Consider the following 12045-nt stretch of genomic DNA (forward strand, 5'->3'; position numbering starts at 1 on the left):
CTGGGTCAAGGCCCGCACCATGGCGTACGAGGCGGGGCGCGCCGCGGTGGGCGCCGCCGAGACCGTGCCGCTGGCCGGCGCCGACGGCCGTACGCTCGCCGAACCGCTGGTGACCCTCACCGACCTGCCGGCGTTCCCGACCTCGAGCATCGACGGCTGGGCGGTCCGCGGCCCGGCACCGTGGCGGCCGGCCGGCCGCGTGCTGGCCGGCGGCACGGCCGCGCCCCTGACGGCGGACGGCACCTGCGTCGAGATCGCGACCGGCGCGATGGTCCCGGCCGGGACGGAGGCGCTGATCCGCGTCGAGGAGTCGACCCGCGACGCCGACGGCCTGGTCGGCGGCGCGCCGCGGCCGGTGCCCGAGTGGCGGCTGCCGGGCGACGAGGCGCACCGGGGCGAGGAGCTGCTTCCCGCCGGGACGCCGGTCGACCCCGCGGTCCTGGGCATGGCCGCGACCTGCGGCTACGACGCGATCGAGGTCCGGCCCCTGCCCCGCGCGGCGCTGCTGGTCTTCGGCGACGAACTGCTCACCAGCGGCCCGCCCGGCGAGGGCCGGGTCCGCGACTCCCTGAGCCCGCTCGTGCCGGCCTGGCTGCGCCGCTACGGCGCGACGGTCGACACCGCGGCCGTACGCGGCCCCGTGCGGGACACCCTCGAGGCGCACGTCGCGGCGATTCGGGACGCGCTCACGGTCGCGGACGTGGTCTGCACGACCGGCGGCACGATGAACGGGCCCGTCGACCACCTGCACCCGGCCCTGGCCGAGCTGGGCGCCGAGTACGTGATGAACACGGTCGCGGTGCGCCCCGGCTTCCCGATGCTGCTGGCCCGGGTGCCCGGCCCGGACGGCCGCACCCGCTTCCTCGCCGGCCTGCCCGGCAACCCGCAGTCGGCCGTGATCGCCCTGATCTCGCTGGTCGCGCCGCTGCTGGCCGGCCTGCACGGCCGCGACCTGCCCGTGCTGCCCCGGGTCGAACTGACGGCGCCGGTGCCGGGCCGGGGCGCCTACACCCATCTCGCGCTGGCCGCCCTGGACCACGACGGCCGCAGGGCGACGCCGGTCGGGCACGTCGGGTCGGCGATGCTGCGCGGGCTGGCCGGCGCGCACGGTTTCGTGGTGGTCCGCCCGGACACCGAGGCCGGTGCCGGCGAGCTGGTCCCGTTCCTGCCCCTGCCGCTCTACGCCGGAGAACGCTCATGAACACGATCGAGACGGTACGGATCGCCGAAGTCCAGGACTCGGCGCTGGACCTGGCCGCGCACGAGCGGGCGGTCGCGGGTCCTCAGGCCGGTGCGATCGTGTCGTTCCAGGGCGTCGTCCGTGATCACGACGACGACCGCGGCGTGACGCTGCTCGAATACGAGGGACACCCCACCGCGGCGGCGGTGCTGCGCGAGGTGGCGCAGGAGATCGCCGCGGACCCGGACGTGTACGCGGTCGCGGTGTCACACCGCGTCGGAGTCCTGCAGATCGGCGACGTGGCCCTGGTGGCGTCGGTGAGCACGGCGCACCGGGCGGCGGCGTTCGCGGCGTGCGCCCGCCTGGTCGACGAGGCGAAGGCCCGCCTGCCGATCTGGAAACGTCAGGTCTTCACCGACGGCACCGAGGAATGGGTCAACTGCCCCTGAGCCGAGGGCGTCCAGGCTCGGCTGTTTCCCGGATCAGCGGCCCGGATCGCGCGGCGGCGGGATCGTCGCCGCCGGCAGCGGCCCACCCGCGACGCCGGGTCGGCCCCCGCTCGCGAACTGCGCGACACCGGGCTCGTGCGCGAACCCCCCGGTCCGGGCCCGCCGGCCGGCCCGGCGCGACGAGGACGAACGCCCCAGCCACCGGTTGACCAGAAAGGCCGGAGCCACCCCCGGTCGCCACGGCAGCGCGTTGACCAGCAGAATCGCCGCCAACGCGTAGGAGTTGCGGGAGAGCGCGTCGTGCCCGCTCCACATCGGTGCCAGCACGAACAGCAGATACGTCGCCGCGGCCGCGACCGCGAAACCCAGCCCGGGTCGCCGGTTGCGCCCCGGCAGCGCGCGACCCGCGGTCACCCGCCGCCGGGCGGCCGCGTCGACCAGGATCAGCATGGCCGGCAGCACCCAGACCAGCTCGTGCGTGTCGGTGACCGGCCCGACGATCGCCGCCGTGAGCCCGACCAGCGTGAACGCCGCGATCTCGTCCCCGTCCGCGTGCGCGGCCCGGGCCCTGATGAAGCCGACCGCGACGAGCAGCAGCGAGAACGACAGCCACAGCAGCACCGGTGTGGTCGCCGACTCGTAGATCCGGGCCAGCACCCCGGCGAGCGACTGGTTGCCGACGGCGTCGACCGGCCCGGCCCGGTCGATGCGCCACAGCACCTCACCGAACCAGGCCGCGGTCTCGCGCGGCGTGATCATCAGAGCCGCGAGCGCCGCGACCGACGCCGCGCCGGCGGCGGTGAACGCCGCCCGCCACTGCCGGGTCACGGCCAGATACGCGATGAAGAAGGCGGGGGTGACCGTCAGGGCCGTGGCGATCCCGGTGCCCAGACCCGCCCAGGCGCCGGTGGCCCAGCCGCGCCGGAGAAGATCGCCGACCGTACGCCCCTGCGGCGGCGAGCAGGCGCGACGCCCCGGCCACCAGGCGGCCCGGCTGCGTGCCCAGGCGCTGCGCCGTAGGGCAACGATGTCGGCCGTGACCATCCCGAACACCAGCAGGTCCAGCGCGCCGAGCCCGAGCGTGGCCCGCACCGGCTCGACGGTCAGGGCCAGCGCGCCCGCCGCGAGCACGACCGGCCAGGGCCGCCGCCCGTAACGCCGGGCGACCGGCCCCACCAGCGCGACCAGGGAGAGCCCGAGCGCGGCGACCCCGGCCAGCGCGGTCAACCACCCGGCCAGCCGCAGCGGCATCAGCACGGCCGGCGACACGAAGAACAGCGCCGGCGGCGCCAGCTCGGTACCGAGCTGGCTCGACGGCGAGCGGTACGCGTACAGCCCGTCTCCGTCGAGCCAGCTCTGCACCGCCGCACGGCCGACGGCGAGGCCGCTGAACCCGTACCGTTGGGCGATCGTGGTGATCGCGGCCAGGATGCCGACGCAGGAGAGGGCGACCACGACGGACCCGGTCGTTGCGGGACGCGCGGTGGTCCGCCTCGCGGGCATGGCGCGTCCTCCCCGTAGCTCGACCACCGGCGCCGGTCGAGAGCGCTTCGACCACTTAACGCCGGGCGAGCCGGTTAGGTGATTTACCCGGGGATCTTGCGCGCGGCCGCGGCCGAACGTCGAGCGATCTTCGCCTCCCGTCGGGCGGTCCGGACGGCTCGCCGCACCGACCGCTGCGAGCGCTCGACGGCGTGGCTGGTCCGGTAGCCGATGCTGGGCTTGCCCTGCGTGTCGGCGGCGGCGAGCAGCAGCCCGCCGAGCAGGCCGAGATTCTTCAGGAAGTGCCCCTCGTGCTGCGAGCGCTCGGGCTGCGGCATCGTCCAGAACGCGTGCCCCGCGACGGTCGTCGGCACCAGATTGGCGGCGAGCACCGCGGCGGCCGGACGGGTGAACCGGCCGCTGGCCAGCAGGAGCCCGGCGACCAGATCGGTGCCGGCCTTCAGCCGCACCAGGGTGCGCGCGTCGCTGGGCAGCCGCGGATCAACCCGCTCGATCAGCGGCCCGATCCTGTCGGTGACGCGTTTGGCGGTCTCGACCTTGGCGTCGGGGTTGAGGACGACACGAACTCCGCTGACCACGAAGATCGCACCGAGCATGGCGCGGGCTGCGGTACGCACAGGCTTCATAGCCTGTTTATACCCGGACAGCGAAGGTCACTCCATGAACATCGAATCTGTCCGGGATCGATACGGCCGGGTCCGGAGTCCGTATCGTGGCTGGACATGACCGAGGTTCGGGCCGAGCGCGAGGAAGACTTCGACGCCGTTCGGCAGGTGCTGCTGGCCGCGTTCGAGACCGACGGCGAGGCACGGCTGGTCGAGGCCTTGCGGCTCAGCCACGCCTGGCTGCCCGACCTTTGCGTCGTCGCCGAGGAAAACGGCGCCGTCGTGGCGTTCGCCCTGCTCAGCCGGATCATGATCGGCGGTGACGCCGGCCTGGCGTTGGGACCGGTCGCCGTGCTTCCGGACCTGCAGAAGCGTGGCCTGGGCGGGGCGGTCATCCGGGAGTCGCTGCGCCGCGCCGCCGCCGCCGGCGAGCGGCTGGTCCTGGTGCTCGGCGATCCCGCGTACTACGGCCGCTTCGGCTTCGTCCCCGCCGCGCCGCTCGGGATCACCAGCGAGTGGTCCTCCTTCGGCGACGCCTGGCAGGTCCTCGCCCTCAACACGGTCGAGGCCCGCTACCCCGCACCCTGGCACGGTCTCTAAGGCTGGGTGCGCAGGTAGCGACCGAAGTGCGGCACGGTGAAGGCCACCGTGCCGCGCTCGCCCGAATAGATCAGGCCCTTCTTGATCAGGGCGTCCCGGGCCGGGGACAGGCTGGCCGGGCGCCGGGACAGCGCCGCAGCGATATCCGACGTGGGCACCGCCGCGTCCATGTCGTTCTCCGAGTCCCCCGACAGCGACGCCATCGACCGCATGTATTCGCGCTCCGCCGGCGTCGCCCGTTCGAAGCGGGACCCGAAGAATCCCACGGCCAGCTCGGCCTCGGCCTCCGGCGACGCCACCCGTACGTCCTCGGCGGTCACCGGCGAGGACGGCGCGTGGTCCCAGGTCGCCTTCCCGTACGCCTGGACGAAGTACGGGTATCCGCCCGACTTCTCGTAGAGCAGGTCCAGCGCCTTGGCCTCGTACTCGACGTCCTCGCGTGCGGCCGGCGCGCACAGCGCAAGATCGGCGGCGATCCGGTCGAGGCGGTCGATGCGCTGATACCGGAAGAGCCGCTCAGAGTAGGACTTCGCCGCGGACAGCACGGCCGGCAGATGCGGCAGCCCTGCGCCGACGACGATGAGCGGCGCGCCCAGCTGGGACAGCTCGTGGCAGGCGGCGCACAGCGCGGACACATCGGTCGGGCCCAGGTCCTGCATCTCGTCGATGAACAGGGCGATGCCCGTACCCACGTCCGTGGCGAGCGAGGCCGCGTCGGTGAAGAGCTCGACCAGGTCGATCTCGATGTCGCCGGAGTCGGCGCGCCCCCGTGCCGCCGGCACGTCGATGCCGGGGGTCCACCGGTCGCGCAGCTTGGCCGAGGAGTCGTTGGCCCGCAGGGCGAACGCCTTGAGCACCGCCAGCACCTCGTCGACCCGCTCGGGGTTGCGGTGGTGCGGCGCCAGCTCGCGGATCGCCATGTGCAGCGCGGCGGACACGGGCCGGCGCAGCGACTGGTCCGGCCGGGCCTCGATCTTGCCGGTGCCCCAGAGCCGGCCGATCGCGGCCGAGCGCAGGGTGTTCAGCAGGACGGTCTTGCCGACGCCACGCAGGCCGGTCAGGACGAGGCTGCGTTCGGGGCGGCCGCGGGCGACGCGCTCGAGAACCACATCGAAGGCGTCCAGCTCGCGCCCACGTCCGGCCAGCTCGGGCGGGCGTTGGCCGGCGCCGGGCGCGTACGGGTTCCGAACCGGATCCACGGATAGCACCGTATCGGGCTCTCTAGCCGAAAAGCTAGAGATGGGATTCGAACACTCTCTACGGCTCTCTAGCGTCTCTGCTAGAGAGGGCTAGTCGACGCCATACTCCTTGAGGCACAGCACGAAGTCGAGGCTGTCCAGCTCGCTGTCGTAGAAATACCACTTCGTGTACTTCGAGACCTTTCCGCACTTCGACTCGGCGTCGGCCTCGCCGGTGGTGCGGCCGTCGACCCGCTTGAGCACCTCGTAGGTGCCGCTGGCGCAGGACACGATCTTGAGGTCGGGGCTGTCGTCGGCCGAACCCTCGTTGCGTACACATTGGCCCTTGTTCACGAACCGCGCGTCCTCGCTGCTCTGCGGGTCGGGCACGGCGCCGGCGGTGGTTGCGGTCGGCGCGGCCGTCGGCTGCCCGGCGCCGCCCGACTTCTCGTCGTCGCGTTGCAGGAGCCAGCCCGCGGTGCCGAGGCCGCCACAGATGAGCAGGACCAGCACGATCACCAGGGCGATGATCGGGCTGTTGCGCCGCTTGACCGGAAGCGGGGCCGCATGCGGCGGCTGCCACACCGGCGGCGCGCCGTTGAGCGGGGCGCCGGGGTAGCCGTAGGCGGACGAATTCTCGTTCACCGGGGGCACCGACATCGGCTGGCCGCCCCAGGCGACCTCGGGCGCGGGCGAGGACTGGGTGGCGGCATCACCCCAGGGGTCGGCCGGCTCCGTGTACGGTTCGTCGGAACCCGACGAACCGCCGGCCGACCAGCCTTGGCCGGGGTAGGGGCCGTTCTGCGACATCGGGGTTCCTCCAGGCGCGGGTTCGCTGTACGCCACCGTAGCGTGGACCCCCGACGCGTTCCCTCCCGGAATCGCGCCGTCCTGGGCTCAACTCGGTGACAACAGGGCTAATCGCCGCATGTGTCGGCAAGGCGACCCACGCGGCACCCACCGGACCACTACCGTTCAGCCCCATGTCGCTCCCGGTCGCCGTCCTCGCCGCCACGTTCGGCGGCGCGGCGTCCGCCTTCGTCCCCCGCATCGCCCACCGCCTGGCGGTCCCGCGGGGAACCCCGCCGAGTTCCGCGTGCGCCGCCTGCGAGACCCCCACCGAGACATGGGTACGGGCGGGAGCGTCGTGCCGCTGCGCCCCGCCGCCGGTGTGGACGATCGCCGCGGGCACCCTGACGGCGGGACTGCTGGGTACGGCGATCGGCCCGGCACCGCTGCTGATCGTGCTGCTGCCGGCGGCGGTTCTCGGCGTACTGCTGGCGGCGATCGACCTCCGCTGCCTGCGCCTGCCCGACCCGCTGGTGGCGCTGTTCGCGGCCGCGACGGTCGTTCCGCTGTCCCTGGGCGCGCTGGCAACCGGCGAGCCTGGGCGCCCGGTCCGCGCTCTAATGGCGGCGGCCCTGACCGGTGCGATCTACCTGTTCGTCGCGCTGCTCCCGGGCGGTGGCCTCGGGCTCGGTGACGTGAAACTGGCGGCGGTGCTGGCCTTCACCCTCGGCAACGCCGGCTGGCCGGCCGTCGCAATCGGCCTGCTCGCCCCGCACCTGATCAACGGACCGGTGGCACTGTCGCTGCTGCTGACCCGGAGGGCAGACCGCCGGACGCCGCTTCCCCTCGGCCCGGCGCTGCTGGCCGGGGCCCTGGTAGCACTGATCGCCGCCGGTTAGAGCAGCCTCAGCTGCCGGTCCTTCGGGCGCGAAGGAACCTTGTCGCCCATCCGCTCGAACAGCCCAACGTCGATCGCGTCAAGGAACGGGGTCGGCGACTGCTCGCGCTCCGTGCCGTGCCGGAAGCGGCGCGCCGCGTGGCTCACGTAGAGCCGGTCCTGCGCCCGGGTCAGGCCCACGAAGAACAGGCGCCGCTCCTCGGCCGTCTCGTCATCGGTCGGTTTGGCGCCGGGCCAGCGCAGCGGCAGCAGCCCGTCCTCGCAGCCGACCAGGAAGACCACCGGGAACTCCAGGCCCTTCGCCGCGTGCAGGGTCAGCAGGTTGACCGCCTCCGCGCGCGGGTCGAGGGCGTCGACCTCGGCACCCGTGGCGATCTCCTGCAGGAAGCGGGTCATGTCCTCGCCGGTCCGGTGTGCGAGCGGCATCAGCAGGTCGGCGGCCGTCCAGATGTCCTCCGGCGCCAGGTGCTCGGCGTCCAGCGTCGGCGCCGCGTAGCGCTGCGCCAGGACCTGGGCCGTCACCTTGACGCGCGCCGCCGGCGACCCGGCGAGGCCGTCCGCGTGGCGCAGTTCGCGGGCGATCACCTGGACCCCCGGCCGATCCCGCAGGCGATTATGTGACCGCTTTTGCACGGGTACGCCGGCGCGCGACAGCGCATCCACGACGACCTGAGCCTGCGAGTCGGTGCGGTAGAGGACCGCGATGTCCGAGAAAGACAGGGTTCCGGGTGCGACCGCCCGTGAGTCGATACGGCCCGAGTCCAGAGAGCGGTGCGAGAGCCCGCCGACCAGTTCGTCGATCGTGCGGACCACGAAGTCGGCCTCGTCCGCGACGCTGGCCGCGAAGTAGCGGCCGACCAGCGGGGACTCCGGGTTCACCCGGGCCGGGTCGAGGCGGCGGCCGTTGACCAGGGTGGTCGGGGCGATCGCCTGCACCGCCGCGGCCAGGATCGGCGCCGACGAGCGGTAGTTGCGGGTCAGCCGGACCAGGCGCGCGTCCGTGAAGTCGCGGGAGAAGCGCAGGAAGTAGCCGACGTCCGCGCCGCGGAACGAGTAGATCGCCTGATCCGGGTCGCCGATCGCGCACAGGTTCCCGTTCGCCGGCGAGAGCAGCCGGAGCAGCTCGTACTGCACGTCGTCGACGTCCTGGTACTCGTCCACGAAGAGCCACTGCCAGCGCTTGCGGTAGCGCTCGACCAGGTCCGGTTCGTCGCGCAGCAGCGCGACGGGCATCGTGAGCAGGTCATCCAGGTCGACCAGGTCCTGCTGGCGGAGCAGCTTCGTGTACGCCTGATCGTCGTCGCCGGCCTGCTCGCGGGCGGCGGCGCGCTCGGCGTCGTCGGCGATGCGCCAGTTGGCGCCCAGCCCGGCGGTCTTGGCGTTCTCCTTCAGGATGGTCAGCCCGACGGAGTGGAACGTGCCGACCGTGATGTCCTCGGCGACGTCGCCCATCAGGGCGTCGAGGCGGTGCCGCATCTCCTCGGCGGCGCGCCGGGTGAAGGTGATCGCCAGGCAGCGCTCGGGGAAGACGCCCAGCTCGGCGCAGAGATAGGCGATCCGGTGCGTCAGCGTGCGGGTCTTGCCGGTGCCCGGCCCGGCCACGATCAGCAGCGGGCCGCCCGGCGCGGACGCGGCGACGCGCTGCATGGCGTCGAGGCGGTCCAGCAGGCCGGTGCCGACCTCTTCCATGCCGGCCAGCATCGGCTCGAACGGCTCGTGCGGGCTGGCCGGCGGCGGCAGCGGCGGTGCCTTCTTCTTCGGCTCCTTGGCCGCCTTCGGCACGGGCGCGCGGCCGACCGCCGGCTCGGCCCTGCGCTGCTGCGGCACCGGGATGGGGATCATGTCGAACAACGTCTCGGCCTGCGGAGCGTTCTGCTTGTTCCGCAGCTCGCCGGGCTCGAAGAGCGTGATGACGCCGTACTCGCCGTCGTACCCGGAGAGCCGGCGCACGTCGCCGCGGCGCAGCCGGTCGATCGCCTCCCGCAGCTGCTCGCCGCCGGTCACACCGATCTCGTCGAGCGGGACGTTCCGCAGGATGTCCAGCTCGGCGCCGAGGCCGGCGACCAGGTGGTTGAGCTGCCCGTCCACGGTCTTGGACTTCGGGCCGACGCCGTTGATCTCGCCCAGGATCTCGGCGAGCTGGATCAGGTGGACGACCTGCTGCGGCCGCTCGCCGCCGCTGGTCCGGTCCGCGAGATCCTCGACGCGGCTGAGCACGCCGACCGTCAGCGGTTTGCCGCACTCCGGGCAGCGGCCGCCGTGCTCCCGGGTCTGCTGCGGCGACCAGTTGATGCCGCAGGCGCGGTGACCGTCGGCGTGGTATTTGCCCTCTTCCGGGAAGAACTCCAGGGTTCCGGCGAGGGTGTGCCCGTCCTTGATCGCGAAGTAGTCCGGCGCCCCGGTGAACAGGGTCGCCTCGCGGGCCAGCGCCGCCGGCGAATGCGCGTCCGAATTGGACACCAGGCGGTAGCGGTCGAGGCTCGACACCCGCCAGTTCATCTCCGGGTCGGAGGAGAGGCCGGTCTCGACCGCGGTGATGTGGTCGGCGAGGTCGGCATAGCAGTCGGCGATCGCGTCGAAGCCGGACTTCGAGCCGAGCGCGGAGAACCAGGGCGTCCAGATGTGCGCGGGCACGAGATAGCCGTCCGGGCTGGCCTCGAGCACGATCTCCAGCAGGTCGCGGGAGTCGAGGCCGAGGATCGGCCGGCCGTCCGCGGTGAGATTGCCGATCCGGCCCAGCGCGGTGTTGAACCGGGCGGCGGCCTCGAGATCCGGCAGGTAGATCAGGTGGTGCACCTTGCGGGTGCGGTCGTCCCGCTTGTAGATCGTGGAGATCTCGACGCTGAGCATGAACCGCGCGCTGTCGGTGCCCTGCAGGATCGGCGGGAGCCGGCGGCTGACCTCCTGCTCCGCGTCTCCGCTCAGCCGGAACAGCCCCGGCTCGTCGGCCGGGTGCAGGTTCTCGCGGAGGTGGTCGAACCAGGCCGGATGCGTGAAGTCGCCGGTGCCGAGCACCGCGATGCCCTTGCGGCGTGCCCACCAGGCGAGGTTCGGCAGGGTCAGGTCACGGCTGCAGGCTCGCGAGTACTTGGAGTGGATGTGCAGATCCGCGACGTATGTGTCCGCGGCGACCGAGGACCCTTCGCTAACCGAGGGCACGCTGCATCCTGTCACGACCGCGGGGCGCGCCACGAGCCGCCACGCGCGAAGTGACATAACCGATCCACTATTGAATCCTGTGGAGATCCGAGCCGTGGCTCAGTAGAACACCGAAGATTCACTTCTAAGGGGTACGCAGTTCGATGACGGTGACCTGTGGCGGAGCGCCCACCCGGACCGGCGGCCCCCAGAACCCGGCGCCGTTGGTCACGTAGACGGGCACGCCGTCGACGTCGCCGAGCCCACTCACCACGGGCTGCTGCAGCGGCACGAGCAGGTTGAACGGCACCATCTGGCCGCCGTGCGTGTGCCCGGAGACCTGCAGGTCGACCCCGAACGGCGCGGCGTCGCGGGCGACGACGGGCTGATGGGCCATGAGCACCACGGGACGGCCCGGGTCGCGGTCGCCCAGGGCACGCTGCAGATCGGGCCCGTCCCCGAAGTCCGCGCCGCCCAGGTCGTTGACGCCGGCAAGGTCGATGCCGTCGATCTCGAGCCGCTCGTTGCGCAGCGGCCGCACGCCGAGCCGCGCCACCTCGGTGATCCACTCCTGGTACCCGGAGTAGTACTCGTGGTTGCCGGTGACGAAGTAGGCGCCACGCCGGGACCGGATGTCGGCCAGCGGCGCGGCGAACCTGCCCAGCTCCGCGACGCTGCCGTCGACCAGGTCCCCGACGATGCAGACGATGTCGGCGTTCACGGAGTTGATCAGCTCGACGATGCGACCGGCGTGCCGGGTACCGGTGAGCGGCCCGAGATGGATGTCGGAGACGACGGCGAGCCGGGTCCCGTCCATGGCGCGGGGGAGCTTGGCGAGGGGGAACTGGACCCGGTCCAGCTGCGGCGGGCCGAGGGCGGTCTTGACGCCGTAGCCGGTGATGGCGGCGGCGGTGAGACCGGCGAAGATCGCGGCGCCGCGGGCGAGCAGGAGCCTGCGGTCGATCCCGGGCTGCTGCGCCGGGACCTCAGCGCCGGTGGCGGCGCCCGGCGTGGTCACCGCGTCCTGAGAGTTCGCCGCCGGGGTCGCGCCGGGTGTCGAGTCCACGGGCGCAGCCGTGGCCTGAGCCGGTCCTGCCGCGGTGGTTGGCCGCGCCTCGTTGGTTTGTGTGCCCCCGTTGATTGGTTCTGCCGGGTTGGCTGGTCCTGTCGTGGTGGTTGGCCGCGCTTCGTTGGTCGGCCCGCCCTCGGTGGCCGGCTGTGCCGGGTTGGCTCGCGCTGTCGCCGTGTTCGGTGATGCCATGGCTGGTGCTGTCGCGCTGGGTGGCAGCGACGCGTTGGTCGACGACGCCGGGTAGAACGCCGGCTGGGTGCCGAGCTCGGCGGCGGCGTTCTCGGGGCTCGCGTCCCGTTCGAGTGGGCGGGCGGCTGATGATCGGTCTGGTTGTTCGGCTGCCGCGTGGACGCTGTGCTCGGCCGGGGCCGAGGCGGGTGCCGAGGCTGACGCCGGGTCTGGGGCGGGTGCCGAGGCTGACGCCGGGTCTGGGGCGGGTGCCGAGGCTGACGCCGGGTCTGGGGCGGGTGCCGAGATTGACGCCGGGTCTGGGGACGCGATGAGACGGGTGGATTCGGAGTCGGTTGCCGCGCGCTTCGCGGCGGCGGTGATCCACAGGTTGATGACCAGGCGGGGGATCTCGAGAACCGCCAGCGTCACCAACAGGTAGAACATCAGCGCGATCCACAGGAA

General features: G+C 72.8%; 9 protein-coding genes and 1 pseudogene. 4 read left to right on the forward strand and 6 right to left on the reverse strand.

Translation table 11 applies throughout. The annotated features are described in order from the left end of the window. Positions 1-19: 19 nt before the first annotated feature. Together AB0B58_RS13395 and AB0B58_RS13400 are read left to right on the forward strand one after the other, a co-directional pair. Positions 20-1201: a molybdopterin molybdotransferase MoeA gene (locus AB0B58_RS13395; protein WP_360222736.1), complete on the forward strand. Its 1182-nt coding sequence runs from the start codon at positions 20-22 to the stop codon at positions 1199-1201. Next, positions 1198-1629, forward strand: a complete 432-nt coding sequence (locus AB0B58_RS13400; protein WP_360222457.1) for a molybdenum cofactor biosynthesis protein MoaE — start codon at positions 1198-1200, stop codon at positions 1627-1629. Before AB0B58_RS13395 ends, AB0B58_RS13400 begins: the two co-directional genes overlap by 4 nt. A 33-nt stretch (positions 1630-1662) precedes the next feature. Here the strand turns inward: AB0B58_RS13400 and AB0B58_RS13405 are convergent, their stop codons facing one another. Together AB0B58_RS13405 and AB0B58_RS13410 are read right to left on the reverse strand one after the other, a co-directional pair. Beyond that, entirely contained in the window at positions 1663-3132 is a 1470-nt protein-coding gene (locus AB0B58_RS13405) for a glycosyltransferase 87 family protein (protein WP_360222460.1), read from the reverse strand. An 83-nt stretch (positions 3133-3215) separates the two neighbouring features. Continuing rightward, complete coding sequence (locus AB0B58_RS13410) at positions 3216-3758, reverse strand: DoxX family protein (protein ID WP_360222463.1); 543 nt, start codon at positions 3756-3758, stop codon at positions 3216-3218. 96 nt (positions 3759-3854) lie between these two features. Between AB0B58_RS13410 and AB0B58_RS13415 the strand changes: the two genes are divergently transcribed. Beyond that, positions 3855-4337: an N-acetyltransferase gene (locus tag AB0B58_RS13415; protein WP_360222466.1), complete on the forward strand. Its 483-nt coding sequence runs from the start codon at positions 3855-3857 to the stop codon at positions 4335-4337. Here AB0B58_RS13415 and AB0B58_RS13420 read toward each other — a convergent pair. Together AB0B58_RS13420 and AB0B58_RS13425 are read right to left on the reverse strand one after the other, a co-directional pair. After that, positions 4334-5536 (reverse strand): ATP-binding protein, encoded by a 1203-nt coding sequence (locus AB0B58_RS13420; protein ID WP_360222469.1) that lies wholly within the window; start codon positions 5534-5536, stop codon positions 4334-4336. The genes AB0B58_RS13415 and AB0B58_RS13420 overlap by 4 nt on opposite strands. Before the next feature lie 90 nt (positions 5537-5626). Continuing rightward, positions 5627-6325: a hypothetical protein gene (locus AB0B58_RS13425; protein ID WP_360222472.1), complete on the reverse strand. Its 699-nt coding sequence runs from the start codon at positions 6323-6325 to the stop codon at positions 5627-5629. 173 nt (positions 6326-6498) lie between these two features. On the opposite strand from AB0B58_RS13425, the gene AB0B58_RS13430 reads away from it, so the two are divergent. After that, positions 6499-7203, forward strand: coding sequence for a prepilin peptidase (locus AB0B58_RS13430; protein ID WP_360222475.1), 705 nt, complete (start codon positions 6499-6501; stop codon positions 7201-7203). Here the strand turns inward: AB0B58_RS13430 and AB0B58_RS13435 are convergent. Then, on the reverse strand, positions 7200-10361 hold the full coding sequence (locus tag AB0B58_RS13435; RefSeq protein ID WP_360222478.1) for a UvrD-helicase domain-containing protein: 3162 nt from the start codon (positions 10359-10361) through the stop codon (positions 7200-7202). The two genes, AB0B58_RS13430 and AB0B58_RS13435, sit on opposite strands and share 4 nt — an antisense overlap. Before the next feature lie 124 nt (positions 10362-10485). Continuing rightward, positions 10486-11400, reverse strand: a pseudogene (locus tag AB0B58_RS13440) (metallophosphoesterase); the annotation flags it as partial. Positions 11401-12045: the final 645 nt, after the last annotated feature.

Source organism: Actinoplanes sp. NPDC049118 (assembly GCF_040648555.1).
Lineage (GTDB): Bacteria > Actinomycetota > Actinomycetes > Mycobacteriales > Micromonosporaceae > Actinoplanes.